The 25262-nt window shown below is 52.7% G+C and carries 23 protein-coding genes; 6 read left to right on the top strand and 17 right to left on the bottom strand.

Going from position 1 to position 25262, the window contains the following annotated elements; translation table 11 throughout:
• Positions 1-281: 281 nt before the first annotated feature.
• On the top strand, positions 282-1586 hold the full coding sequence (locus tag HA51_RS21050; RefSeq protein WP_084936511.1) for an MFS family transporter: 1305 nt from the start codon (positions 282-284) through the stop codon (positions 1584-1586).
• Here HA51_RS21050 and HA51_RS21045 read toward each other — a convergent pair whose 3' ends face one another.
• The 5 genes from HA51_RS21045 to trxC all read right to left on the bottom strand — a co-directional run bounded on the left by HA51_RS21045 (position 1587) and on the right by trxC (position 7318).
• Positions 1587-1907, bottom strand: a complete 321-nt coding sequence (locus tag HA51_RS21045; protein WP_084936510.1) for a YfiM family lipoprotein — start codon at positions 1905-1907, stop codon at positions 1587-1589.
• 3 nt (positions 1908-1910) lie between these two features.
• Positions 1911-3266: a CDP-diacylglycerol--serine O-phosphatidyltransferase gene (gene pssA, locus HA51_RS21040; RefSeq protein ID WP_084936509.1), complete on the bottom strand. Its 1356-nt coding sequence runs from the start codon at positions 3264-3266 to the stop codon at positions 1911-1913.
• Between the two features lie 116 nt (positions 3267-3382).
• Entirely contained in the window at positions 3383-6040 is a 2658-nt protein-coding gene (locus HA51_RS21035; RefSeq protein ID WP_084936508.1) for a bifunctional acetate--CoA ligase family protein/GNAT family N-acetyltransferase, read from the bottom strand.
• A gap of 76 nt (positions 6041-6116) precedes the next feature.
• Positions 6117-6821: a tRNA-uridine aminocarboxypropyltransferase gene (locus HA51_RS21030; protein ID WP_084936515.1), complete on the bottom strand. Its 705-nt coding sequence runs from the start codon at positions 6819-6821 to the stop codon at positions 6117-6119.
• Between the two features lie 77 nt (positions 6822-6898).
• Positions 6899-7318 carry a thioredoxin TrxC gene (gene trxC / locus HA51_RS21025; RefSeq protein ID WP_084936507.1) on the bottom strand — a complete coding sequence of 140 codons (420 nt, stop codon included), beginning with the start codon at positions 7316-7318 and terminating at the stop codon, positions 6899-6901.
• 156 nt (positions 7319-7474) lie between these two features.
• Between trxC and HA51_RS21020 the strand changes: the two genes are divergently transcribed.
• Complete coding sequence (locus tag HA51_RS21020; protein WP_084936506.1) at positions 7475-8608, top strand: tRNA/rRNA methyltransferase; 1134 nt, start codon at positions 7475-7477, stop codon at positions 8606-8608.
• A 37-nt stretch (positions 8609-8645) separates the two neighbouring features.
• Here the strand turns inward: HA51_RS21020 and emrB are convergent, their stop codons facing one another.
• The 11 genes from emrB to HA51_RS20965 all read right to left on the bottom strand — a co-directional run bounded on the left by emrB (position 8646) and on the right by HA51_RS20965 (position 21095).
• Positions 8646-10181: a multidrug efflux MFS transporter permease subunit EmrB gene (emrB, locus tag HA51_RS21015; protein ID WP_084936505.1), complete on the bottom strand. Its 1536-nt coding sequence runs from the start codon at positions 10179-10181 to the stop codon at positions 8646-8648.
• A gap of 17 nt (positions 10182-10198) precedes the next feature.
• Positions 10199-11371 (bottom strand): multidrug efflux MFS transporter periplasmic adaptor subunit EmrA, encoded by a 1173-nt coding sequence (gene emrA, locus HA51_RS21010; RefSeq protein WP_084936504.1) that lies wholly within the window; start codon positions 11369-11371, stop codon positions 10199-10201.
• A 149-nt stretch (positions 11372-11520) separates the two neighbouring features.
• A complete protein-coding gene (gene mprA / locus HA51_RS21005; protein ID WP_084936503.1) occupies positions 11521-12051 on the bottom strand; it encodes a transcriptional repressor MprA in 531 nt (176 codons plus the stop codon).
• 798 nt (positions 12052-12849) lie between these two features.
• The gene (gene proX, locus HA51_RS21000) at positions 12850-13845 is read right to left on the bottom strand and encodes a glycine betaine/L-proline ABC transporter substrate-binding protein ProX (protein WP_084936502.1); all 996 of its coding nucleotides are present in this window, start codon (positions 13843-13845) and stop codon (positions 12850-12852) included.
• A gap of 63 nt (positions 13846-13908) precedes the next feature.
• The gene (gene proW / locus HA51_RS20995; protein ID WP_084936501.1) at positions 13909-15105 is read right to left on the bottom strand and encodes a glycine betaine/L-proline ABC transporter permease ProW; all 1197 of its coding nucleotides are present in this window, start codon (positions 15103-15105) and stop codon (positions 13909-13911) included.
• Positions 15102-16298: a glycine betaine/L-proline ABC transporter ATP-binding protein ProV gene (gene proV / locus HA51_RS20990; RefSeq protein ID WP_084936500.1), complete on the bottom strand. Its 1197-nt coding sequence runs from the start codon at positions 16296-16298 to the stop codon at positions 15102-15104. The genes proW and proV overlap by 4 nt, the downstream gene beginning before the upstream one ends.
• Before the next feature lie 411 nt (positions 16299-16709).
• Positions 16710-17669 carry a class 1b ribonucleoside-diphosphate reductase subunit beta gene (gene nrdF / locus HA51_RS20985; protein ID WP_084936514.1) on the bottom strand — a complete coding sequence of 320 codons (960 nt, stop codon included), beginning with the start codon at positions 17667-17669 and terminating at the stop codon, positions 16710-16712.
• 8 nt (positions 17670-17677) lie between these two features.
• Positions 17678-19816, bottom strand: a complete 2139-nt coding sequence (gene nrdE, locus HA51_RS20980; protein WP_084936499.1) for a class 1b ribonucleoside-diphosphate reductase subunit alpha — start codon at positions 19814-19816, stop codon at positions 17678-17680.
• Positions 19795-20199, bottom strand: a complete 405-nt coding sequence (gene nrdI / locus HA51_RS20975; protein WP_084936498.1) for a class Ib ribonucleoside-diphosphate reductase assembly flavoprotein NrdI — start codon at positions 20197-20199, stop codon at positions 19795-19797. The genes nrdE and nrdI overlap by 22 nt, the downstream gene beginning before the upstream one ends.
• Before the next feature lie 4 nt (positions 20200-20203).
• On the bottom strand, positions 20204-20446 hold the full coding sequence (locus HA51_RS20970; RefSeq protein WP_038645282.1) for a redoxin NrdH: 243 nt from the start codon (positions 20444-20446) through the stop codon (positions 20204-20206).
• Positions 20447-20777: 331 nt separating this feature from the next.
• Positions 20778-21095 (bottom strand): DUF883 family protein, encoded by a 318-nt coding sequence (locus HA51_RS20965; RefSeq protein WP_034825483.1) that lies wholly within the window; start codon positions 21093-21095, stop codon positions 20778-20780.
• A gap of 149 nt (positions 21096-21244) precedes the next feature.
• On the opposite strand from HA51_RS20965, the gene HA51_RS20960 reads away from it, so the two are divergent.
• The 4 genes from HA51_RS20960 (at position 21245) to HA51_RS20945 (ending at position 24572) form a co-directional block, all read left to right on the top strand.
• Entirely contained in the window at positions 21245-21583 is a 339-nt protein-coding gene (locus HA51_RS20960) for a DUF2002 family protein (RefSeq protein WP_084936497.1), read from the top strand.
• Between the two features lie 135 nt (positions 21584-21718).
• Positions 21719-23128, top strand: a complete 1410-nt coding sequence (gene mmuP, locus HA51_RS20955) for an S-methylmethionine permease (protein ID WP_084936496.1) — start codon at positions 21719-21721, stop codon at positions 23126-23128.
• A complete protein-coding gene (gene mmuM, locus HA51_RS20950) occupies positions 23118-24053 on the top strand; it encodes a homocysteine S-methyltransferase (protein ID WP_084936495.1) in 936 nt (311 codons plus the stop codon). Before mmuP ends, mmuM begins: the two co-directional genes overlap by 11 nt.
• Before the next feature lie 96 nt (positions 24054-24149).
• Positions 24150-24572 (top strand): hypothetical protein, encoded by a 423-nt coding sequence (locus HA51_RS20945; RefSeq protein WP_084936494.1) that lies wholly within the window; start codon positions 24150-24152, stop codon positions 24570-24572.
• Between the two features lie 95 nt (positions 24573-24667).
• Here the strand turns inward: HA51_RS20945 and speG are convergent, their stop codons facing one another.
• Positions 24668-25213 (bottom strand): spermidine N1-acetyltransferase, encoded by a 546-nt coding sequence (speG, locus tag HA51_RS20940; RefSeq protein WP_084936493.1) that lies wholly within the window; start codon positions 25211-25213, stop codon positions 24668-24670.
• Between the last annotated feature and the right edge of the window lie 49 nt (positions 25214-25262).

Below are 25262 nucleotides of genomic sequence, written 5' to 3'. Positions count from 1 at the left end.
ACGGCCGATCGTTAATTTCTCATCGCTGACCAGGGCAATGACGTATTCGTCCAGTAAATCAGCCACTTCTCCTCTGACACCATGCCGCCACAGCGCGATTTTGGCTACAGGTTCACCTCTAAACCTCAGCCAATACTGATAAAACCAGCAGTAATTTCACTCTAAAATCGCTTTTTAATCACATTTTCCAACCTCAGACCTGATTCAATTCACGAAACAGACCAACACATGCTTTACTCAATCCTTTGGCATTAATTTATCGCAAGGAAATGAGGTAAGGCATGACCGACTCACTACAACAAAAAGTGGCACCATCTGAATCAACGATAAACAGCAAACAACGCATCTGGGCGATTGTTGGCGCATCATCCGGCAACCTGGTCGAATGGTTCGATTTTTACGTTTACTCCTTTTTCTCACTCTATTTCGCGCATGTATTCTTCCCAGCCGGCGATACCACCACGCAGTTACTGCAGACCGCAGGCGTATTCGCCGCTGGATTTTTGATGCGTCCTATTGGTGGATGGCTGTTTGGCTATATCGCCGATCGCCATGGACGTAAAAACTCCATGCTAATTTCTGTATGCATGATGTGTTTAGGATCGTTAGTGATCGCCTGCCTGCCGGGGTACGGTGAAATTGGTGTGGCGGCACCGGTGATCCTGCTTCTGGCACGAATGTTTCAGGGGCTGTCAGTGGGTGGAGAGTACGGCACCAGCGCCACTTACATGAGTGAAGTTGCTTTAGAAGGCCGTAAAGGTTTTTATGCTTCATTCCAGTATGTAACACTGATTGGCGGCCAACTATTAGCCGTACTCACCGTCGTGGTGCTGCAACAGATCCTCAGCGACGAAGAGTTGCGCAGCTGGGGCTGGCGCATCCCCTTCTTTATTGGTGCCGTGCTGGCCGTCGTCGCACTGTGGCTGCGTCGCTCACTGAACGAAACCTCCGAGAAAAAGAACCGGGAACATAAAGATGCGGGCAGCGTTATGGGTTTACTGCGTAATCACTCACGCGCATTCCTGATGGTATTGGGATTTACTGCCGGTGGTTCACTGAGTTTTTACACCTTCACTACCTATATGCAAAAGTACCTGGTCAACACGGCGGGGATGGATGCACGCAGCGCCAGCGGATTGATGACAGCTGCATTATTCGTCTTCATGCTGATTCAGCCGATCGTCGGGGCGCTTTCAGACAAGATCGGTCGTCGATCTTCGATGATGATCTTCGGGGCGGGAGCAGCGATCTGTACCGTACCGGTCTTGATGATGCTGCAAAATGTGCAGAGCAGTTGGGCTGCATTTGCGCTAATTATGCTGGCGCTGATTATCACCAGCTTCTATACCGCCATCAGCGGTATTTTGAAGGCGGAAATGTTCCCTCCGGAAGTGCGCGCGCTGGGAGTTGGCTTATCTTATGCGGTGGCTAATGCGATTTTCGGTGGCTCGGCAGAGTATGTCGCGTTACTGCTCAAGAAAGAGGGAATTGAAACCAGTTTCTTCTGGTATGTATCGGTGATGGGGGCTTTAGCCTTCCTGATTTCTCTTATGCTCCATCGCAAAGGGAAGGGCATTACACTGTAATTATTGGCTTAAATTCCACAATGCAACGCCAGTGGCCGCTCCCGCCACATCATAACTGAGATCTTTCCAACTCCAGCCGCTCCCTGAGGAGCGGCTGTCATAGAACTCTTTTCCTACGCCAAAACTGAGCGAGAACAAAAAGCCAAAACGTAAGTTTTGCCCACGGCTTTGATGTTGATGTTGGGAGATTTCACTGCCGGCAGCGGCCAGCACGGCAGAAGAGAAGAAGTGTTCGGCTTTGTCTTTACCCGTCCAGCTGTCCTGGGCCACATGCGCACATCCACTACAAATTAAAGTCATGCAGAGGATGAGCGCGCGCATTGGCTACAGTAAACGGCTGATCAAACGATCTATACGGATACGACGCAGGCGGCGAATCAGCTTGCGTACTTTCGCAGGGTAATCAGAAATACTTTCTAATTCGCGGAAGTGCTGAACTGTCGTAGTATGTTCACGAATCAGCGCCAGCTCTTTCTCGCGCTGCTCTGCCAGCTCATTCTTAGGGTCGTGAATCAATACCGCATTTTCCAAATCCAGCCGCCATGCGCGAGGATTAAGATTATTACCGGTAATCATCATCCACTCGTCATCGACCCAAATACCTTTCAGGTGATAACTGTTTTCGCCGTCTTTCCACAAACGCACCGTCAACTGGCCATTATTGACGTAATACTGCAAACGGCTTAGAAAACGTCGCAGATTAATCTCATACAAATAGGGCAGGGCACCGATGATCTTAAACGGCTGCTCAGGCGGGATATAAAAGTCATTAGCCGTTTTATCTCCCACAATGATCTCGACTTCTTTACCCTGACGCAGTAAATGGATCAGGTTGCGCACCAAGATCGCCGGCAGGTTAAAGTAGGGCGTACACAGCGTCAGTTTACGCTCGGCGCACGGCATTAAATGGAAGATGGTTTTATTAAGCAGACTGCGCTTGCCAAGGCCAACCAATGGCGTGACAGCCAGTGACTCATTATCGGTATTACCCGCGAACTGATAATTGAAACTGCGCAAATCCTGGCGGAACTGGCGGGTTTCGTTCTTGATCTCGGGGCTTGAAGGACGCTCAGTCTGGTCAAGACGATTGACCGCATCGGACTGTTTAAGGTTCTCGCATATCCACGCATACATGGTATCGGCTAAATGCGGATTGCGGATTAGCTGATAGCGGTCATAGCGGTATCTATCATGTTGATGCAAATAAACATCGTTGAGACTGGCGCCGCTATACAGCAGCGTATTATCGATGATGAAGCCCTTCAGATGTAGCACACCGAGTGCTTCACGTGTGTTGACGGGAATGCCATACACTGGAATAGCGATATCGGGATGCTGTGCTGCCATTTCGCAATACCAATCGGCATTGGTCAAGCCACGCGCAGCACCAATTCTGCCACGCTGGGCACGATGCCAATCCACCAGAATACTGACATCCAGCTCAGGTCGCACCTGACGCGCTGCATAAAGGGCCTGCATAATGCCCCGCCCGCCGTCATCGTTTTCAAGATAGAGCGCGGGTATGCAAATGCGTTTTTCAGCCGCAGCGATTTTCGTCAGCAGGGTCTCGCGGAACTCGGCAGGCGAGTAAAGCGTGGTCACATCCGACACGGATTGTGACAGTTTAGGCAGCTGTGCGAGGTGTTGTTGGTGTTTATTACGTTTAAATTTAGACAACATCACAGTGCACTTCTTCTCTGTTCATTGCATGGCCTTTTGCCATCAAATCATGATCCTAACTGTAAATAATAACATCAACCGACGTGATGAGGAGGATTTTTACCTTTCTGTACAGGTTAATCGTGAACCTGACCAAGGGGTAAATTCAAACTGACAATGCCATCATCCAGTTGAATATTCACACGAAAATTGAGTTTTCGCGCCAGTGTAATCATGCCGGTATTATGAGGCATGGTGATACCGTTCAATTGTTGCAGGCCATGATCGCGCGTGTAACGGATCATCTTTTCCAGCAATCGTCTGCCCATACCCAGACCTTTTAGATCGGAACGTACTAGAACAGAGAACTCGGCATCAATGTTGTCGGCGTCCGAGATGGCACGCGTGACACCAATAATTTCATCATTCCCGTTGTGCTGCCGTACTGCAACAATGGCCATCTCTCGGTCATAGTCGATTTGCGTCATGTTAGCGAGATCCTCATGTGTGAACTCATTGATCTCACTGAAATAACGATAATAGAGATCTTCTTTAGTCACCTGAGCGATAAACGCCCGCAGCTGCGGTTCATCTTCGGGCAGGATCGGACGGAACAGGCAGTACTGTCCATCTTTCAACTCTACCCGCTCTTCGAGATGGTGGGGATAAGGACGAATCGCCAACCTTGTTTCATTATCACCTTCAAAAGCCGCCAGTTGTAAGGTGACATCCAGCAACGTGAATTCATTAGCAGAGGCCAGTAGCGGGTGGATGTCCAACCGCTGGATTTCTGGGCAATCCACTATCAGGTTGGAAACCTGAACCAGAAGCTGGCTTAGTCCGGCAATATCCAGCGGACGCAGGGCACTTCGGCTGCGCACTTTGCCGCTCTTCATCGCCTGAATCACCAGGTAACGCGCCAGCGTCATATTCAACGGCGGTAATGCCACCGCAGCCTGCTTATCCGGCTGCCACTCCACTCCACCTTCACCCAGCATGATAATGGGACCAAACAACGGATCTTGTTCCACCACCACGCGTAATTCCTGTGCACCGGCACGGTTTGCCATGCTTTGCACCAGTAAGCCATCAATACGTGCTTGTGGATGTGTATTGCGCACACGATCAAAAATCGCCTCAGCGGCCTGTTCAACTTCCGCAGCGCTACGCAGATAAAGCATTACCCCCTGGACTTCGGACTTGTGTGGGATATCAGGTGAACGCAGCTTGAGCGCCACGGGATAACCAATCTGGTCGGCGATGCTGGCCGCTTCGCGACTGTCGCCTGCAATCCAGGTCGGCAGCGTGGCTAATCCATACGCTTGCAGTACAGGCTGTACTTCATGGGTATCCAGGGTGTTAATCCCCTGATCCAGTGCTTGTTGGATCAGTTGGTGTGCCTGCGCGCTGTTTTGCGTCAGGCCGATCGGCAAGGCGGGTGTTTCACGCAGCTGTTTTTGGCTACGGCGATACTCAACCTGATGCATAAATGCGGTGACAGTGCCTTCGGGCGTGCGCCAGGTTGGAATACCGGCCTGTGTGAAAGCACGACGAGCGGCTTGTGAAGAGTATTCGCCGCACCAGTTAGTCAGCAGTGTCACCTGTTTGCCGCGCGGGTGTTTAGCCACGGCAGCGATAATTTGTTCGGCCGTTTCACTGGCGGGAGACACGGCGCTGGGGGCATGGATAATCATTAATGCATCGAGTTCATGGCTATCCAGCAGTTGTTCTATGCAGGCAACATAGCGCGCTGGTGTGGCATCGTCCTTGAGATCCAGCGGATTACCGCGCCCAACGCCTTCCGGCAACAACGCGGCCAAGGCTTTTAAGGTCTCATCACTCAGCGTGGCCAGTTTGCCATTACGCGCATACAGCTCATCCAGTGCTAAGGCTGCGGGGGCTGCGCCGTTGCTGATGATCATCAATCTATCACCTCGCAATGGACGCATATGGCTAAGCGATTCCACTGCCGAGAACAGTTCATGCGTATCCTGTACGCGCAGCAAACCCGCGCGTTGGATCGCTGCATCCCATGCCGCATCCAGCCCGCTGAGTGTGCCAATCATTGCTTGTGCCTGATGGCTACGACCGCTTTTGATGACCAGAATGGGTTTATTGCGTGAGGCGCTACGTGAGGCCGAAACAAAGCGGCGTGCATCGCTGAGATGTTCGAGGTAGAGCAGGATGGCGCTGGTTTTGCCGTCACGCGCCAGGAAATCCAGCAGGTCATCAACATCAATATCCAGGCTGTCACCTAATGCGATAAACCACGAGAAGCCGAGATTGCGCTGTTGTGCCCAATCGAGAATGGTGTTGGATACGGCCGCCGACTGGGAAATAAAGGCAATGCGCCCTTTAGCGATGGGTACCGGCGAGAAACTGGCGTTCAATCCTTGCCAGGGTGCCAGCAATCCCAGACTGTTCGGGCCGAGCAGGCGAATTTGCCACTGGCTGGCACAGGCCTTCAACTCTTCGAGCTGACTGGCCGGCGCAGAAAGAATGATGCAGGCTTTGCAGCCTTTTTCACCCAGTTGTTGCAGTAGATCCAGATTTCGTTTGGCGTGAGTACAAATAATGGCGAGATCGGGCGCGAAGGGCAGGCTGGCAATATCTGGCCATGCGAGTACACCGCTCACGGCTTTATACTTTGGCGTCACCGGCAGCACGGGACCGTTAAACCCGCCTGCCAGCAAATTACGCATCATAAAGTAGCCGGCGCGCCCTGGTGTAACGGACGCGCCAATCACCGCAATTGATTTAGGTCGTAACAGTGCTTCCAGTCCGCGTTGGCTCATCATCCACTCCCGACATCAAGATTGGCATGATTGTAAACGCTTTTTACTCTGCTTGCCGATTCGTCGATCGCAGCGTTTAGATTTCGCTATCTGTTATGGCTTCGCGGTAATGCACAGGATGATGCGGTTTCCCTGCCAGATAGGCATGACGGAAATGCTCAAAATGCTGCTGCAGCGCACTGGCTGCCTCAACATCGCCAGCCTGTTCGAGCAAAGCGGCAGCCACTTCGGCGGTGCAGTGTTGCCCCTCGCCGTGGGCTTCCCGCAACGTGTAGCGCGAAGGGGTAGAAACGTTGAGCGACATCACCGGAAAAGCATCCAGCCAAGGGCTTTTGCGGAACATCTTGCGCGCTTCGGTCCAGGTGCCATCCAGCATAATAAATAGCGGTGGTTTGCCGGTGATGGGAGGGGCCGTCAGCACTTCACGGCCTGCGTCAGCGTATGAGGCGGGGAACACCACCATTGGCTGATAATCTGCGGTTTGCACCGCTGCGATCATCGCGTCATCAGGTTCGGTACGCGACCAGCCAAACGCCAGCGTATCAGGCAGGATATCGGCAATCAGGCGTCCGGTATTGCTCGGTTTCATCGGCTCGGTATCAAACATCACCAGACAAAAACGGCTCCGCGCTTGCTGCGGTTGCAGGGTGGCACACAGGCAATTTTTTTGCGGCAGCAGACAACGCTGGCAGCGCAACACGCGATTGCCACGGGCAAGAAACGGGCGCGTAGCGCGTGCTAAGCGTTGCGCACGTAAGCGCAGAACGGCATTTTCAGACATAGAATCGTAGGCAGGAAAAAACATCAGTTTAATAGAAGGCTAACGGCAAGGCCAGCACAGGGGCTGGCCTGTAATGCTTAAAGTGATTCGTCGAGCCACTCATTAAACGGCGCTTTGGGCATTGCACCGTTTAACATGTCGACCATCTCACCCTTTTTGAACACCATAATGGTCGGGATACTGCGAATACGGAAGCGTGAGCTGAGTGCCGGTTCGGCTTCCGTGTTCACTTTCACAAAGCGCACTTTACCGCGGCGTTCGTCAGCGACGTCCTTAAAAACAGGCGCGAAGTTCACGCACGGGCCGCACCAAGGCGCCCAGAAGTCGATCACTACGGGCAGGTCGTCCTGCAAATATTTATCCAGTGTGGCCGTGGTGGCATTCACGACTTCACCGTTGAAAAGCTCGTCGCCACAGCGACCACACTTGGCGCCATCGGCAATACGTTCCTCTGGAACGCGGTTAGTTGCCTGACAGGAGGCACATACAGTATTCATCGTCACCTCAAACCGGACCTGTAAATGTTATCATTGCCGAACATTATGAAAAGGTTGAGTGCTATGCTCAATCTGGATTGCCCAATAGGTTCAATAGTTGATAGCTAAGCTCCAGCACATCAGGTAATCTTCGCGCTCTCAATGCAGGAGGAACAAATGAACGACGAATTTAAAGGCAAAAGCGGCAAGGTAAAAGTGATGTATGTACGTGATGAGGATGCAGGCCAAAAGCCAAATCCCCGTACCGGCAAAGGCGGCCGTCCTGCTGCGCGCCAGGAAGATAATCGTCGTTCTGGTCCTCGTACTGCACGTAATAATGAAGAGGGTGGCCGGAGTGGTGGCGCGCGTGGCGATGCGGCGGGTCGTGGTACCCCTGCACGTGATGCACGCAATGCTGACCGAGGTCGCAGCTTTGGTGGTCGAGACAATCGTAGTGATGATAACCGCAGCTTCGGTGATTCACCGTGGCGCACCGTTTCACGCCCACCGGTGGCGGACGATAGCCAGATTGATGAGGCAGGCAGTAACAAGCCGGTCATTGATCCAGAGCAGATTCGCCGTCAGCGTCAGGAAGAGACACGCGTTTACGGTGAAAACGCCTGCCAGGCGCTTTTTGCCAGCCGCCCAGAAAGCATTGTGCGTGCCTGGTTTATCCAGAGCGTCACTCCGCGCTTCCGCGAAACGCTGCGCTGGTTAGCGGCCAACCGTAAAGCCTATCACGTGGTGGATGATGCCGAGCTGACTAAGGCATCAGGCACTGAACACCACGGCGGCGTGTGCTTCATCATCAAGAAGCGTATGGGCATGGAAGTCTCTGAGTGGCTGAAAAAGGCCGACACCAAAGATTGCGTGCTGGCGCTGGAAGATGTGAGCAACCCGCACAACCTCGGCGGCATTATGCGTAGCTGCGCTCACTTCGGTGTCAAAGGCTTGCTGGTGAATGATGCTTCACTGCTGGAGTCGGGCGCTGCAGTGCGTACCGCAGAAGGTGGTGCAGAGCACGTGCAGGCGATCAGTGGTGAAAGTTTTGCCAGCGGCCTCGAAGCCTTCCGCAAAGCGGGTTACACCATCGTCACCACTTCAAGCCATGAAGGTACGCCGCTGGCGAAAGCCGAGCTGCCAGCCAAAATGGTCTTGGTATTGGGCCAGGAGCGTGAAGGTCTATCCGATAGCGCCTTCCAGCAGGGTGATATCAGCCTGTCGATTGGCGGAACCGGCAACGTTGAAAGCCTCAACGTATCGGTTGCGACCGGTATCCTGCTCGCCGAATGGTGGCGTCAGAACGCATAAAATGAAAACGGGCCGAAAGGCCCGTTTTTGTTTCTACTTAGTGCGCACCACCGCCACCGCCGCCCGCGCCAAATGGCGGGCGTGCAAACCACACCAGAACCAGCAAGATCAAAAATACCCCCGCCGATGCCCAGAAGATCTCATTTGCTGAGATGATCAGGCCCTGATTAGTAATTTGCTGTGCAATGTAGGCTGAAGCTTGCTGCTGCGTCATGCCCATGCTTTGCAGTTGGTCATACATCTGCTGCGAATTCGGGTTGAATGGATTCACCGATTCAGACAGATAACTGTGGTGCATCGATTCGCGGTCCGTCCACATGGTGGTCGTGATCGACGTACCGATTGAACCGGCCAGCGTACGCACAAAGTTCGACAGGCTCGATGCTGCTGCCATACGTTCTGGCGGCAACCCTGACAGCGTAATGGTGGTAAGTGGCATAAAGAAGCAGGCCACCGCAAAGCCCTGAATAAACTGCGGCCATGCCGACGCACCGAAATCCATCCCCGGCTCAAACGTATACGCGCGCCAATAGAAGCAGATTGCATACATAATGAAGCTGAACGTTACCAACTTGCGCATATCCAACTCATGCGCAAAGCGGCCGATAATCGGCGACAGGATCACCGGAATAATCCCTACCGGTGCCGACGCCAAACCTGCCCAGGTGGCCGTGTAGCCGTATACCTCCTGCAGCAACTGCGGCAGCAACACGATCGAACCGAAGTAAAGCATGTAAGCCAGACTGATCGACAAACAGCCGATGGTGAAGTTGCGCTTTTTAAATAGCGACAAATCGACAATCGGATGGTCGTCGGTGAGCTCCCACACCAGTAGCACCACCAAGGCTACGACGGCGAGTACCGCCAGAACAATGATTTCAGTCGAGCTAAACCAATCCAGCTCTTTACCGCGGTCTAGCATCACTTGCAGCGAGCCAATCCCCACCACCAACAACACCAGGCCGACCATATCGATGGGGCGGATTTCGGTTTTGGTTTCGCGTCCTCGCAGGGTTTGCAGAGTCAGCGCCACCACCACCGCACCAATCGGCACGTTGATAAAGAAGATCCAACCCCAGTGATAGTTATCACTGATCCAGCCACCTAAAATCGGGCCGCAGATTGGGGCCACGATCACCGTCATTGCCCATAGCGAGAGCGCCACGCTGCGCTTCGCCGGGGGATAGTTGTTCAGCAGCAAACTCTGTGAAAGCGGAATTAACGGACCGGCCACCACACCTTGAATAACGCGGAAAAAGATCAGCATCTCAAGGCTGTTTGACATGCCACACGCCCATGACGCGAGCACAAACAAAATGGTCGACCAGGTAAACAGTTTTACTTCACCGATGCGTTTGGCTAACCAACCGGTAATCGGTATCGAGATGGCGTTTGCCACCCCGAATGAGGTAATCACCCAAGTGCCTTGCGAGTTAGAGGCACCGAGGTTTCCGGCGATGGTCGGGATCGCCACGTTAGCGATGGTCGAGTCGAGTACCTGCATAAACGTCGCCAATGATAAGGCGATGGTCATCAGGACTAACGGCGCACCCTCAAGCGGTTTTTGTGCCATGACAGCCTCCCGCGAAGTTAGTCAGCGTTGGCACGAACGATGTCAGTAATCAGCTTGTTAACCGGCGCGAGGTCGATTGCCAACGCATTACTTTCATAAGCGGCTTGTGCACGTACGCTGCTTGCCAGAGTGGCACCGTCTTTGTTTTGGGTATCGACTTTCACCAAGGTAGAGAGGCCAATACGCAGCGGATGATCGGCCACTTGTTTCGGATCCAGTTCAATACGTACCGGTAAACGCTGAACCACTTTGATCCAGTTGCCGGTGGCATTCTGTGCTGGCAGCAGTGAGAAGGCACTACCAGTACCCATATCCAGGCCCACGACCTTACCGTGATATTCCACGTCATCACCGTAGATGTCACTGATCACCGTGGCTGACTGACCAATACGCACACCAGAGAGCTGCGTCTCTTTAAAGTTGGCATCAATCCACAAGTTAGTTGCAGGTACGACCGCCAGCAGTGGGGTGCTGGTGGAGATCTGCGAACCGACCTGTACACTGCGACGTGAAATATAGCCATCAATCGGGCTACGAATTTCAGTACGCTGCAATGCCAGCCAGGCATCACGCAGTTCGGCAGCGCTTTGTTTAACGGCCGGTTGCTGTTCCAGATTGGTATTCAGAATCATCGCTTGGTTAGCGTTGTACTGTTGTTCTGCGACATCCAGTTGCGCTTTGGCAGTGGCAACGGCATCACGCGAGTGCTGCAGCTCTTCACGGCCAATCAGGTTTGAAGCACCCAGTGGCTCACGACGTTTTAAATCGGCTTCAGCCTGATCCAACGCTGTCTGTTGCAGCTTAATGGTGGCTTGATACTGTTTGCCGTTAATCATCAGCTGATGCGTCTGACGCACGCTGGTGGCCAACGCAGTCTGCGCTTTTTCAAACGCCTGCTCCGCATCGGTTTTATCCAGCGAAACCAGGACATCCCCTTTCTTCACCAAGTCGGTATTATCAAACCAGACTTTATTTACGCTACCAGAAACCTGTGCCATCACCTGCACCTGGTTACCGGCCACGTACGCATCATCGGTTTCCTGGAAGTGACGCAGCACCAAATACCAGTAGGCCAGATACGCCACACCTATCAATACAAACACGATCGCCAGCAGGATCAGCACACCTTTGCGCTTCTTCTTTTTATTTGCTGGCTGTTGCGGGCTTTGAGCCTCCGCGGTCGCACTCATGTTGTTCTCCACGTTTTCCATTTGGTCGGGATGTGTCGGTCCATCGTCACGGATGCCCGAGTCGAAAAAGCCAGCGTTTTAGACGCTGGCCGGATAAAAGGGGATTAAAATAGCGATTTCGGAAGGTGATTGTGTCGCACTTCTTGCTATTAGCGCGACAGGGACGCGATAACCTGATCTTCATCCATTTTATCAAGACGGTTGAGCAATTTGCGCGTAATCGATTCCAGCTGGTCCTGCTCGGATGTTGACAGCGATGACCAGAGATACTGCAAGCTTTGATGCTGTGGCGGTAACAACTGACGTAAGAAATCATTACCTTTTTCAGTCAGATGAAGGTGCAGGCAGCGACGATCGTTTTCACTTTCACGACGTTCGATCCAACCGCGTTTTTCCAACTCATCGGCAATGCGAGTGGCGTTGGTACGTGAAGAGCCCAGTGCAGAACTCAATTCCGATGGCTGAATACTCTGGTTTTCCTGCGCATCCAAGGTGATCAGCGCCATGAATAAGGTCTCGTTAATTCCCTGCGCCTTCAACATCTTGTTGCGGTTATCCAGCAGTTTACCCTGCATATGCATGCAAAGGCGAGTCAGGATGATTTCCTGCAACGGAAAATCTTTATGGCGGTTAGCACGGATGTTTAGCATCTGTTCAATGGGAGTAAACGAACTTTCCATTTTAAAAAAAACCTCTTAGTTGCAACTGGTATAGTAAAGATGGTGACAGATTAAGCGTAGTCATATTTTCCGCCAGTGATTGTTCGCACGATCACATTGTCAACATCTGGCGTTACAGGTTGTTCCGTAACCTTGGGCGCATAGCCCTGACAACTCGCCACTCTGGATGGTCACATTGTCATCAATTCGCCTTGCGAAACTTTTTTACTGATAAATAATTTCGCGAGAAAAAATAACTGTGGTGAATAACTGTGCTGCTAACCATAACAAACTCAATCATCAATGAACAGTCTCGCTCACTGTTTTGGAACCGTCTTTACGCTTTCTAAACACTTTTAAGTGACAGATTAATCCAGTAAATCAATCTGTTAAATAATGTTGCTGCCTTGAACGATGCCAATAACCTGTACCAGTTAAAATGATGAATTGCATTCGCCGAGGACAGTAAGCCTGGCGTGCGGTCAGCAAAACAGTGTGTTGAATAACGGGTATGGAGATGAAGGAAGACATGCCGCTGAGAAACAAGGGTCGCCATTGGCCGCTGAACAGTGTGATAGCGGTCGGCTGGGACGTTTGCCGCGACGGACATGCGCACAACCGGGATCAGGTTGCGTCCCTGACTGACAGCATTCATTGCGGAAGATAAGCGTAAATAATCATATGTGGGTAATAGTAACCCAAAAAATTATTTCATTGATGTGTTAATTAACAGGACGTACCAGTGCGCTATAACGCACACTCAGATGAAAACGTAAAGGGCCGGAGCGCAATTCATTACGCCCCGACCCCTTTTTCAGATTACTTCGCCGCTGCCTGTGCGTCGGAAATCCATTTATCGAACTCAGCCTGATGGCCTTTGATCCAGCCATCAACGTGGCTGTTAATGTCGGCATCGGAGGCATGGCCTGCGTGCATCGCTGCGTTTTCCGCGTTGATATCAGCCAGTGGCAGTTTCATCTCAGCAAACAGTTTTGCCGCCGCCGGGTTTTTCTCAGCCCAAGCTTTGTTAGCCACGATATGCATGGTGTTTACCGGGAAGCCATAGTTCATGCCGTTAGGCAGTTTGGTATCCACTTTGCTCTGCGCGCCCGGCATGGATGAGAACGGCACCTGCAGCCAGACCACATCTTTACCCGGCTTAAGCACGTCGCTTACCCAATATGGTGTCCAAGTATAATAGAGGATAGGTTTTCCCTGCTTAAAGCGGGTAATGGTGTCGGCGATCATCGCAGAGTAGTTCCCCTGATTATGCTCAACGGTATTACTCAGCTTGTAGGCGTCAATCTGATGATTAATCACCGCTTCACAGCCCCAGCCTGGCGTACAGCCTGTGAGGTCGGCTTTGCCATCCCCGTTAGTATCAAATAGCTTGGCGATCTTCGGATCTTTCAGCTGTTCAATATTAGTGATGTGGTACTGATCAGCGGTTTTCTTATCAATCAAGTAGCCTTGTGCCGCGCCGGTCACGTAAGTGCCCTCACGGTAGAATTTCTGGTCGCCACCTGCAGCGGCATACATATCATCATGTAGCGGCTTCCAGTTGGTGGCGATAAAGGTGGCATCACCGGCTGCGATAGTGGTGTAGGCCACGTTGTAATCAATTTCACTTGGTTTATCGACGGTGTAGCCGAGTTTTTCCAGTGCACGGCTGACTAGCAGCGTCTGGAAAGTCTCTTCTGAAATGTTGCTCTGAGCGGGTTTAACCGTAATGCCTTTACCGGGCAGGTCGGCGGCGGACACGTGCGTCGCGGCGAACGTCGTCAGGACGGCGGCGAATAGAGCTGTCTTGCGCATAGTCATTCCTTATTTTACGTGTTGCGTCGGAGACAGACGGCCACGGCGGGCCGTCCATAGAAATCAGGCTTTTTTACTGAAGGGGCGTAGCAGCAGACCAATCGGCCCGGTGTTGTACCAGTGGCGGCTACCGCGGCTGCGGCTGTCACGGCCGACAGATTGCGTCAGGCGATCCAGAATGATGGCGAGGATAACGATGCCCATACCACCAACGCTAGCGAGGCCCATATCCAGACGGCCAATACCGCGCAGTACCATCTGGCCGAGACCGCCGACAGCGATCATCGATGCAATCACTACCATCGACAGCGCCAGCATCAGCGTCTGGTTCACACCGGCCATGATGGTCGGCATCGCGAGCGGTAATTGCACTTTGAACAGCATCTGACGCGGGCTGGCACCAAAGGATTCGCTGGCCTCAATCAGATCGGCAGGTACCTGCTTAATACCAAGAATGGTCAGTCGCACAATCGGCGGCAGTGCAAAGATAATGGTCACCACCACACCCGGCACGTTGCCGATACCGAACAGCATTACGATCGGCACCAGATACACAAAGGCTGGCGTGGTCTGCATGGCATCCAACAGCGGTCGAATAATGCGAGCCGCGCGTTCACTGCGCGCCAGCCAAATCCCTAAAGGCAGACCGAGAACAATACAGAAAAGTAGGGCAGTCAGTACCAGCGCCAGCGTCACCATCGCCTGAGACCAGGCACCAATCATGCCGATCAGCACCAATGAGATCAGTGTTGCAATGCCCATTGCCGGTGTGGCGATCTGCCAGGCAATCAGCGCGAAGAGCGCGATCGCCACCGGCGCGGGCAGGCCCATCAACAGATTCTGGAAAGCGCTGAGGATATAATCCACCGGCACGCGAATGCCCTGGAACACCGGGCGGAAATGGTTCACCACCCAATCGATGCCTTCCGTCACCCAACGGTCCAGGGGGATCATGGTGTTGTGGAACGGGTCCATAATATTGAAATGTTCAGGTTTAGGCGCGGGCGCGCTGCTTAGCCAGTCGCTGTTACTGGCCGCCGAGGAGGCTGCATCATGGCCTGCGCTGGAAGCGGCATCTGAACCGGTGCTGGAGGCATTACCCCAGGCATCAGTGGAGCCTGAACTGGCACTGTTGTCTGCGGGTGCGGCGCTGCCGCCCCAAGGATCGCCACTGCCAGCCGCCGAGTTCGAATCTGTTGCTGCTGACTGTTGGGTGGTCTGGCTGGCGCTATCCCACGGATTGCTGGTTTGTTCACTCATGGCTGGGCTCCTTCACGATCTAAAGCGCGCAATAGCATGCTTTTGGAAATGATACCGACGTATTGATTGTCTTCGCCGACCACTGGCACCGCGCAGGGTGCTTGTGCAACGTGGGAGAGCAAATCATTCAGTGAGGTATCCGCAGGAACCGCTAACGGCGTCTCAAGCAGAGCGTTATCCAGACCTTCACCCGCAGCCAGTGCGGCTTTGAGCGAATCGGTGGAAACCACGCCGACAAATTTCTGTTTTTCCAGCACATAACCAAATTCGCGATCCTCATCCTGCAGCAGCTTGATGGCGGAACGTGGGCCAAAACCGGGCGCTTTGCGAATCAGTGCGCCAGCGCTACGACGAGCAATATCTTTGGCGCTGAACACATGGCTAATATCGACACCACGGAAGAAGGTGCGCACATAATCATTGGCGGGATTATTGAGAATTTCATCCGGCGTACCGACCTGTACCACTTCACCGCCCTGCATAATGGCAATACGGTCGCCAATTCGCATCGCTTCGTCGAGATCGTGGGAAATAAATACGATGGTACGTTGATGTTTCGCCTGCAGTTTGACTAATTCATCCTGCATTTCGGTACGAATCAGGGGATCGAGTGCAGAGAAGGCTTCATCCATCAATAAAATATCAGGATTAATCGCCAATGCGCGGGCTAATCCGACGCGTTGACGCATACCGCCAGAAAGTTCATCAGGGTAGGAGTGGGCATAATTCTCCAGCCCTACCTGACGTAATGCTTCCAGCGCTTTTTCCTGACGTTCTTGCACATCGACGCCGGCTAATTCCATGCCAAAGGCGGCATTATTCAGCACCGTCATATGCGGCATTAAGGCGAAAGATTGGAATACCATGCTGATCTTATTTCTGCGCACCTGACGCAGTTCAGCATCCGATATTTTAGCAATATCGACACCGTCAATGATCACCTGGCCGCGAGTGGGCTCTATCAGACGATTGAGAAGGCGAACCATGGTGGACTTGCCTGAACCGGACAGCCCCATGATGACGAAGATCTCGCCTTCTTCAATGGCCAGACTGGCATCTTTAACACCGACTGAAAGACCGGTTTTGGCAAGAATACTCTCCTTGCTTTCCCCTTTTTCAATCAGCTTAAAGGCCTTTTCTGGGTGATCCCCAAATACCTTATATAAATTCTTTACTTCAAGTTTAATTGCCATGCAGTAATTAATTTCCCGGTTAAATGTTTAGCTATTTCTTGTTGTGGTCTCGATTAAATTTAAGCGCTCTATAACCTAGCATAGTGAGAATATCTGACAACCCTAAATGGGAATATTGGCGAGAATGGCATAGCTCAGATCGGCGATAATTCCAGTGCTCACAAGGGATGAGGCTGAATCAATTTTTTCTGAATTTTTTGTGAAATTAACCCGGTTTCACAGTAAATGATCGATGAAACGGGAATAAATTGCGTTTAAGTGGGCGATATATTGGACAAATAGATGACGCTAAAATGACAAAATAATGAAGTCAAAAAAGTGAAATGATCGGGAAATATTGAGCAGTGGCGAGGGGGAATATTAGTGAGTGGCGAGAGCGAGCCTGGACGCGCTGCCGCCGTGATTTATTGGTTAGAAATTCCAGTCTTCATCTTCGGTTTCCACCGCTTTCCCCATCACATAGGATGAGCCAGAGCCGGAGAAGAAATCGTGGTTTTCATCGGCATTCGGTGACAAAGCAGAAAGAATCGCCGGATTCACCGTGGTGAGTTCTGATGGGAACAGCGCTTCATAGCCCAGATTCATCAACGCCTTGTTAGCGTTGTAGTGCAGGAAGGTTTTCACTTCTTCTGTCCAACCCACGTCGGCATACAAGTCTTTGGTGTACACCACTTCATTTTCATACAGCGCCAGCAGTAAATCGATGGCAAATTGCTGCAGCTCTTCGCGGCGCGCATCATCGACGTTTTCCAGCGCTTTCTGATACTTGTAGCCAATGTAGTAACCGTGCACCGCTTCATCGCGAATAATCAAACGAATCAAATCGGCGGTATTGGTTAATTTGCCACGGCTTGACCAATACATTGGCAGCCAGAAGCCCGAGTAAAACAGGAACGATTCGAGGAATACGCTGGCGATTTTTTTCTTCAGCGGATCTTCTGCGCGATAGTGCTCCAGCACAATCTTCGCCTTGTTCTGTAATGCTTCGTTTTCTTCACTCCAGCGGTACGCCGCATCGACATCTGCGGTGTTACACAGCGTGGAGAAAATCGAACTGTAGGAACGTGCATGCACCGCTTCCATAAAGCTGATATTCGACAGCACCGCTTCTTCATGCGGCGTAATGGCATCTTCCATCAGGCCCGGCGCGCCGATCACATTTTGGATGGTGTCGAGCAGCGTCAAACCGGTAAACACGCGGATGGTCAGCTGCTGTTGCTGGTGGTCCAGTGACTGCCACGCAGGCAGGTCGTTAGACAACGGCACTTTTTCCGGCAGCCAGAAGTTGCTGGTCAGACGGTTCCACACTTCGAGATCTTTTTCGTCCTGGATACGGTTCCAGTTAATCGCTTGAATTTGTTTAAGTTGCATAGTTTTCATCACAATGAGCAGGAGACGCAGCCCTGGACTTCGGTGCCTTGCAGCGCCATCTGGCGCAGGCGGATGTAATAGAGCGTTTTAATGCCTTTCTTCCACGCATAAATTTGCGCTTTGTTGATGTCACGCGTGGTGACGTCATCGCGGAAGAACAGCGTCAGAGACAGGCCCTGATCAACGTGCTGCGTGGCTTCGGCGTAGGTATCAATAATCGCTTCCGGACCAATTTGGTACGCATCCTGATAGAGATCCAGATTCTCGTTGGTCATAAACGGCGCCGGATAGTAAACGCGGCCGGTTTTACCTTCTTTACGGATCTCAATACGCGACACAATTGGATGAATACTCGATGTGGCGTGATTGATGTACGAGATCGAACCGGTTGGCGGCACCGCCTGTAAGTTCTGGTTGAACAAGCCATGTTGCATCACCGATTCGCGCAATGCCTGCCAGTCTGCCTGCGTCGGCAGCGCAATGCCTGCATCGGCAAAGAGCTGCGCCACGCGCGCGGTGCGCGGCAGCCAGGCGCGATCCACATACTTATCAAAGTAATGGCCGTTGGCGTATTGCGATTGGGCAAAGCCGTCAAAGCTTTGTTTGCGATCTCGTGCCAGCAGATTTGAAGTGCGCACTGCGTGATAAGTCACGCAATAGAAATAGATGTTAGTGAAATCCAGCGCTTCTTCAGAACCGTAAGCCATACCTTCTCGCGCCAGATAGCCGTGCAGGTTCATCTGGCCCAAGCCGATCGCGTGCGAGCGGCGATTGCCTTCCGCCACCGACGGCACCGAGTTGATTTCACTCATCTCTGAAACCGCTGTTAAGGCGCGTACTGCCGTTTCCACGGTTTGCGCCAGATTGCGGGAGTCCATGGCATGCGCGATGTTCAGCGAGCCGAGGTTACAGGAGATATCTTTACCCACACGACGATAGTTGAGATCGTCATGGAATTCGCTGGCGCTGTTAACCTGCAAAATCTCTGAGCACAGGTTGCTCATATTGATGCGACCCGCAATCGGGTTATGACGGTTCACGCTGTCTTCATACATGATGTACGGATAGCCAGACTCAAACTGAATTTCGGCCAGCGTCTGGAAGAAATCACGCGGTTTAATGTAGGTCTTGCGAATACGATCGTCCGCCAGCATTTCCTCGTACAACTCGCTGATGCTGATGTCGCCAAAGGCTTTACCGTAAATGCGTTCAACGTCATACGGTGAGAACAGCGCCATATCGCGATTGTCTTTGGCGAGCTGGAAGGTGATATCCGGGATCACCACACCCAGCGACAGCGTTTTGATACGGATCTTCTCGTCAGCGTTTTCGCGTTTAGTATCGAGGAAGCGGAAAATATCAGGATGGTGCGCGTTCAGCCACACCGCGCCTGCACCCTGACGGGCACCCAACTGGTTAGCATACGAGAACGCATCTTCCAGCATCTTCATCACCGGAATCACGCCAGACGACTGGTTTTCGATACGCTTTATTGGCGCACCGGATTCACGCAGGTTAGAGAGCAGGAACGCCACGCCGCCGCCACGTTTGGACAGCTGCAGCGCCGAGTTCACCGCACGGCCAATCGACTCCATATTGTCTTCGATGCGCAGCAGGAAGCACGATACCAATTCACCACGTTGCTGTTTACCGCAGTTGAGGAAAGTTGGCGTGGCTGGTTGGAAGCGGCCGCTCAGCATTTCTGCCAGTAGTTCGCGTGACAGCGATTCATTGCCGCGTGCCAGCGTCAGCGCCACCATACAGGCGCGCTGCTCGAACGTTTCGAGATAGCGTTTACCGTCGAAGGTTTTCAGCGTGTAGCTGGTGTAAAACTTCCATGCGCCGAGGAAAGTACGGAACTGAAAACCCCATGCATCGGCTTCATTGTGCAACTGGCACAGGAAATTGAAGTCGTACTGATTCAGCACCGTGGCTTCATAGTAGCCTTCAGCTACCAGATAGCGCAGGCGCTCGCCTGCGGATGCGAACTGTACGGTGTTGGGCTGTACGTGCTGCAGGAAGAATTGGCGCGTAGCTTCATGATCTTTCTCAAACTGAATGCGGCCATCGGCGTCATACAGGTTCAGCATCGCGTTGAGCGCGTGGAAGTCCAACTGCGTGCTGTTCAGGGTGTCTGTCGTTGCCAAAATTGGGTTACTCCCGCTTTTACATTAGCGATATCGTCGGGGGTTCCCATCAGCTCAAAGCGGTAGAGATAAGGAACCTGACATTTCTGCGCAATGATGTCGCCCGCCAGGCAATAGCCTTCACCGAAGTTGCGGTTACCGGCAGCGATCACCCCGCGGATACCGCGTCGGTTGGCATCATCATTAAGGAATTGAATCACTTGTCTGGGGACTGCCCCTCGCGCGCTGCCGCCGCCGTAGCTTGGCACCACAAGAATAAAGGGCTGGTCGATATTGAGGCGCTGCTTGCCATCTATCGGAATGCGGCAAGCAGGCAGGCCCAGACGAGTGATAAATCGGTGCGTGTTTTCCGACTGGCTAGAGAAGTAGACCAGTGGGAACATCGGCTTATCCCCCGACAGCAGCGAGCTGGCGCAGGCTAGCAATTTTGTCTGGGCGGAAGCCGCTCCAGTGGTCATCATGCGTCATGACAACGGGCACCTGACGATAGCCGAGGGATTTGAGGTTATCGATAGCTTCTGGTTGGGTATCAAGATTGATCAGTTGATAGTCGATACCTTTACGGTCCATGGCATTTTTTGTCGCGTTGCACTGGACACAGTTGTTTTTAGTGTAAATAATAATGCGCATGATTCGTATTTCCCTTTGATTGCGTTCTGGATGCGAGATACGAAGCAAAATCCTGTTTGCAGCGAACTTCGTCCTTGACGACATCTGGTAGTGAGTTGATGGGTTGAATACTAGATGTAGTGTTCGTGGCGGTCAAGCCCACCAGATATAGGGTTTTGTTATTTTGATCTTCGGATAATCGCTAACACCAGAAATCATGCGCCTTCCAGGCCCGAAAAATTTTTTGTAAAGGCGAGGGGAGTAAAATTTAGGTCAAATTCTGTGCGCTTTTATTTTCGGCAGGTACAAAAAAGCCCCGCAATCGCGAGGCTCTCTTTAACGCAAATGACTGTTAACGACGTGACATCAGCAGCGCACCTAACACCAGGCCCACTGCCGCACCCACGCCCACACCATGCCAAGGTTTATCATGCACATAGGCATCGACCTGATAACTGGCGTCACGCGCTGCCTGAGAAACACGGCTGTTACCGTTATTCAGTTTTGCGCGGGTTTGCTTCAGCAGCGACTGTGCTTTACTGCGTGCGCTATCCACTTCATCTTTGGCTTCGCTGCCGTAAGATTTAAGTAATGCTTCGAGCGAATCTGCCAGCTCATTCACATCCTGATTAATATCAATGTCATCGTTTTTGCTTACGCGATTGAACATTTTTTCGCTCCCTTTGATTTAACAAGTAATACTTAGTGTAGACGAAACGTGACTAAACGCAGGCGTATGCCAGGCTTTAGGGAAATTCCGAATGTCCTGTATGTCGGGCTGTTGTAAGGTTGCGGGGCTGTGAGAAGAGAGGAGCAAGCATGTATTTACGTCCGGATGAGGTAGCGCGCGTACTGGAAAAAGCAGGGTTTGAAATGGACACCCTGACGCCGAAAATCTACGGTTATCGTCGTGGTGAAAGCTATGTCTACGTCAATCGCGAAGCGCGCATGGGCCGCACCGCATTGATCATTCACCCCACGCTAAAAGAGAAAAGTCAGCACTTTGCGGAGCCCGCTTCAGAAATGAAAACTTGCGATCATTACACGCAGTTTCCACTTTATCTGATGGGTGAGTCCCAAGAGCACTACGGTATCCCACACGGTTTTAGCTCGCGAATTGCGCTGGAGCGCTACCTTCAAGGCGTGTTCGGCGCCTGATGTTGCGCCCCGGTGTCACGGGGCCGCACACTCTTGGTATCAAAACCTTATCTTTTGCCACGTTGCAAATTGGCACGCTGGCGCGTATAACCCTGTGTCCATATAGATGTTCAGACGTCCATACGGATAAAAACCATGCAAACGCAGGAAACACCTTCGCAGGATAATTTTAAGCGCACCATGAAAGTGCGGCATCTGGTGATGCTGTCGCTAGGTGGTGTAATTGGTACCGGGCTGTTTTTCAATACCGGCTATATCATCTCAACCACCGGTGCAGCAGGCACACTGTTGGCTTACCTGATTGGCGCGCTGGTGGTGTGGCTGGTGATGGTTTGCCTCGGCGAGTTAGCCGTAGCGATGCCGGAAACCGGGGCCTTCCACGTTTATGCCGCTCGCTATCTTAGCCCAGCGACCGGTTACACGGTGGCGTGGCTCTATTGGCTAACGTGGACCGTCGCGCTCGGTTCCAGCCTGACCGCCGCCGGATTCTGTATGCAGTATTGGTTCCCCACCACGCCCGTATGGCTGTGGTGTTTGGTGTTCTGCATCGCCATCTATCTGCTTAATATCGTCTCCACGCGTTTCTTCGCGGAAGGGGAGTTCTGGTTCTCCATCATCAAAGTGGTCACCATCATTGCCTTCATCATTCTTGGCGCGGGCGCGATGTTTGGCTTTATCCCGATGAAAGATGGTAGTGCCGCTCCGGGCCTGAGTAACCTAACCGCTTCAGGTTGGCTGCCGCACGGCACCTTGCCAATTCTGATGACCATGGTAGCCGTCAACTTCGCCTTCTCCGGCACTGAGCTGATTGGTATCGCCGCGGGTGAAACGGAACAACCGCAAAAAGCCCTGCCGCTGGCGATCCGCACCACCGTGGCACGATTGATCATCTTCTTCATTGGTACGGTATTTGTGTTGGCGGCGCTGATCCCGATGGATCAAGCGGGCATCGTCAAAAGCCCGTTTGTGCTGGTGTTCGAAAAGATCGGCATTCCGTATGCGGCCGATATCTTCAATTTCGTGATCCTGACGGCGATCCTCTCTGCCGCCAACTCGGGCTTGTATGCGTCAGGGCGGATGCTGTGGTCGCTGGCGAATGAGAACACGTTGCCGCGCTGCTTCGCGCGGGTGAATCATCGTGGTGTCCCGGTATTGGCGCTCACCATCAGTATGCTGGGCGGCTTGCTTGCGCTGTTCTCCAGCGTGATTGCGCCGGATACGGTGTTTGTTGCGCTCTCTGCCATCTCGGGCTTTGCCGTGGTTGCTGTGTGGCTCAGCATCTGTGCATCGCACTATGTATTCCGCCGCCGTCACTTACAGGCGGGCGGCACCTTGCAGCAACTGGCATACCGCGCACCACTCTATCCGCTAACGCCGATTCTCGGTTTCCTGCTGTGCCTGCTGGCGTGCGTCGGCCTGGCCTTCGACCCTTCACAGCGGATTGCGTTGTGGTGTGGCATTCCATTTGTACTGTTCTGCTATGCCGCATACCATGTCACGCATCGACGTAACCTGAAGGCCGGGGAGGCCAATGATGTCGCGTAATCCTGTCGCAGAAGCGTTAACTCAACATGACACACTGATTCTGGATGGCGCGCTGGCCACCGAGCTTGAAGCACGCGGCTGCAATCTGGCCGATGCGCTCTGGTCTGCCAAAGTGCTGATGGAAAATCCTGAGCTGATTTATCAGGTGCATTACGACTATTTCGCGGCGGGTGCCAACGTAGCGATCACCGCCAGCTATCAGGCCACGCCGCAGGGATTTGCTGCGCGCGGCTTGGATGAAGCCCAGGCGCTGACGCTGATCGCCGAGAGCGTTAATCTGGCAAAGCGCGCACGTGACGATTATCGTGCTGCATCAGGCAGTGAAGCGCCGTTGTTAGTGGCCGGTTCGGTTGGGCCTTATGGCGCCTATCTTGCCAATGGTGCCGAGTATCGTGGTGATTACGCTTTACCAGAAGCCGAGATGAAAGATTTCCATCGCCCACGCGTGGAAGCGTTGCTGGACGCGGGTGTCGATCTGTTGGCGTGTGAAACGCTGCCATCGTTTGCGGAAGCGCAGGCGTTGGTGAGTTTGCTGGCGGAGTACCCTGAAAGCAGTGCCTGGTTCTCGTTTACGCTGCGTGATGCGCACCATATCAGTGACGGCACGCCACTGAGCAAGGTGGCAGCGTTAGTGAATGCAGCACCGCAAGTGGTGGCGATCGGCATCAACTGTGTGGCACTGGAGAGCGTGACGCCTGCACTGCAAACCTTGCAAGCACTGTGTGCCAAACCGTTGCTGGTCTATCCCAACTCTGGCGAGCAGTACGATGCCACCAGCAAAACCTGGCACTCGGCACCTTCTGGCTGCACGCTGCACGATAAATTCCCTGAATGGCAGCAGTCAGGTGCAAAGCTGATTGGCGGCTGCTGCCGTACCACGCCACAGGATATCGCGGCGATTGCTGCCTGTTGTCAACCGCAATAAAGCGCAGAAAAACACCACTGATAGCGCGATTGAGGCGAGTGAAAAGCAGAGGAGGGCAGTTTAGACTGTCCTCTCTGATTCCGAAGCGGACCTGCTATGAACCTGCGACATCTACTTCCAGCCACTGCGCTTTTGCTCAGCGGCTGTGCCACCATTGTGGGCACTGAAACGCAACCCGTTAAAATCGACTCTGTGCCGCAAGGCGCGCGTTTCACCGTGCAGGATGAGACTGGCCGCGCGGTGGCGCAGGGCTATACGCCACAAACCGTTGAGCTGGCGAAATCCACCGGCAATTACTTTGGTAAGAAGCACTATCAGGTGATGCTGGAGAGTCCGGGCTATGTGCCGGTGACGCTGCCGATCGAGGCGAATGCCAATCTGTGGTATCTGCTGGGCAACATCCCAGTGCTGGGCTTCCCCGGCTGGTTACTGGTTGATCCGTTCTATGGCGGCATGTACGACCTGAAACCAGAACATCCACAGCCACATTTAAACGTAGTGGGTGCGCGCGGCGGTTAAGGTCGGAGGGCGCCATGAATGACGCCCCTACAATGTTCGGTGCGGTTTTCGTCGGGTGCGCATTGATGCGCACCGCATTAAAGACCGCACCAATTTTATTGCGCTGTCGGCTTCACCATCGTCACACCGGACTTATGCTGAGCCAGATATTCCTGCTGGAAAATACACATGCGAATGGTATTGCGATACTCACCATTGATGAAAAACTCGTGCTTGAGCACGCCTTCCACTTCAAATCCCAGCTTAGTGTAGATGTGAATCGCTTTCTCATTCTCCTGATCGACAATCAGGTAGAGTTTGTAGAGATTCAGCACCGAAAAACCGTAATCCATCGCTAATTTTGCCGCCCGAGTGGCTAAGCCTTTGCCCTGATGTCCCGGATCAATAATGATCTGAAATTCGGCACGGCGATGTACATGGTTGATCTCAACCAGTTCCACCAATCCTGCTTTTTGCCCGTCATGTTCGACAACAAAACGGCGCTCGGTTTGATCGTGGATGTGTTTGTCATAAAGATCCGACAGCTCAACAAAGGCTTCGTACGGCTCTTCAAACCAATATCGCATCACGCTGGCGTTGTTATCTAGCTGATGCACAAAGTGCAGATCTTCCCGTTCTAGCGGACGCAATTTCACCGTCATACGCTGTTCCTTTTAAAAAATAACCGCTTTGTAGCGGCACGATTCATCG

Origin of the sequence: Pantoea rwandensis, assembly GCF_002095475.1 — a bacterium.
Lineage (GTDB): Bacteria > Pseudomonadota > Gammaproteobacteria > Enterobacterales > Enterobacteriaceae > Pantoea > Pantoea rwandensis.
The sequence above is the reverse complement of the archived record's forward strand: the minus strand, read 5'-3'. Positions and strand labels throughout refer to the sequence as shown.

Bases quoted from the DNA above. Each gene is read 5' to 3' on its own strand.
- HA51_RS21050 (WP_084936511.1), top strand. From the start codon at position 282: ATGACCGACTCACTACAACAAAAAGTGGCACCATCTGAATCAACGATA.
- HA51_RS21045 (WP_084936510.1), bottom strand. From the start codon at position 1,907: ATGCGCGCGCTCATCCTCTGCATGACTTTAATTTGTAGTGGATGTGCG.
- pssA (WP_084936509.1), bottom strand. From the start codon at position 3,266: ATGTTGTCTAAATTTAAACGTAATAAACACCAACAACACCTCGCACAG.
- HA51_RS21035 (WP_084936508.1), bottom strand. From the start codon at position 6,040: ATGAGCCAACGCGGACTGGAAGCACTGTTACGACCTAAATCAATTGCG.
- HA51_RS21030 (WP_084936515.1), bottom strand. From the start codon at position 6,821: ATGTCTGAAAATGCCGTTCTGCGCTTACGTGCGCAACGCTTAGCACGC.
- trxC (WP_084936507.1), bottom strand. From the start codon at position 7,318: ATGAATACTGTATGTGCCTCCTGTCAGGCAACTAACCGCGTTCCAGAG.
- HA51_RS21020 (WP_084936506.1), top strand. From the start codon at position 7,475: ATGAACGACGAATTTAAAGGCAAAAGCGGCAAGGTAAAAGTGATGTAT.
- emrB (WP_084936505.1), bottom strand. From the start codon at position 10,181: ATGGCACAAAAACCGCTTGAGGGTGCGCCGTTAGTCCTGATGACCATC.
- emrA (WP_084936504.1), bottom strand. From the start codon at position 11,371: ATGAGTGCGACCGCGGAGGCTCAAAGCCCGCAACAGCCAGCAAATAAA.
- mprA (WP_084936503.1), bottom strand. From the start codon at position 12,051: ATGGAAAGTTCGTTTACTCCCATTGAACAGATGCTAAACATCCGTGCT.
- proX (WP_084936502.1), bottom strand. From the start codon at position 13,845: ATGCGCAAGACAGCTCTATTCGCCGCCGTCCTGACGACGTTCGCCGCG.
- proW (WP_084936501.1), bottom strand. From the start codon at position 15,105: ATGAGTGAACAAACCAGCAATCCGTGGGATAGCGCCAGCCAGACCACC.
- proV (WP_084936500.1), bottom strand. From the start codon at position 16,298: ATGGCAATTAAACTTGAAGTAAAGAATTTATATAAGGTATTTGGGGAT.
- nrdF (WP_084936514.1), bottom strand. From the start codon at position 17,669: ATGCAACTTAAACAAATTCAAGCGATTAACTGGAACCGTATCCAGGAC.
- nrdI (WP_084936498.1), bottom strand. From the start codon at position 20,199: ATGTTCCCACTGGTCTACTTCTCTAGCCAGTCGGAAAACACGCACCGA.
- HA51_RS20970 (WP_038645282.1), bottom strand. From the start codon at position 20,446: ATGCGCATTATTATTTACACTAAAAACAACTGTGTCCAGTGCAACGCG.
- HA51_RS20965 (WP_034825483.1), bottom strand. From the start codon at position 21,095: ATGTTCAATCGCGTAAGCAAAAACGATGACATTGATATTAATCAGGAT.
- HA51_RS20960 (WP_084936497.1), top strand. From the start codon at position 21,245: ATGTATTTACGTCCGGATGAGGTAGCGCGCGTACTGGAAAAAGCAGGG.
- mmuP (WP_084936496.1), top strand. From the start codon at position 21,719: ATGCAAACGCAGGAAACACCTTCGCAGGATAATTTTAAGCGCACCATG.
- mmuM (WP_084936495.1), top strand. From the start codon at position 23,118: ATGTCGCGTAATCCTGTCGCAGAAGCGTTAACTCAACATGACACACTG.
- HA51_RS20945 (WP_084936494.1), top strand. From the start codon at position 24,150: ATGAACCTGCGACATCTACTTCCAGCCACTGCGCTTTTGCTCAGCGGC.
- speG (WP_084936493.1), bottom strand. From the start codon at position 25,213: ATGACGGTGAAATTGCGTCCGCTAGAACGGGAAGATCTGCACTTTGTG.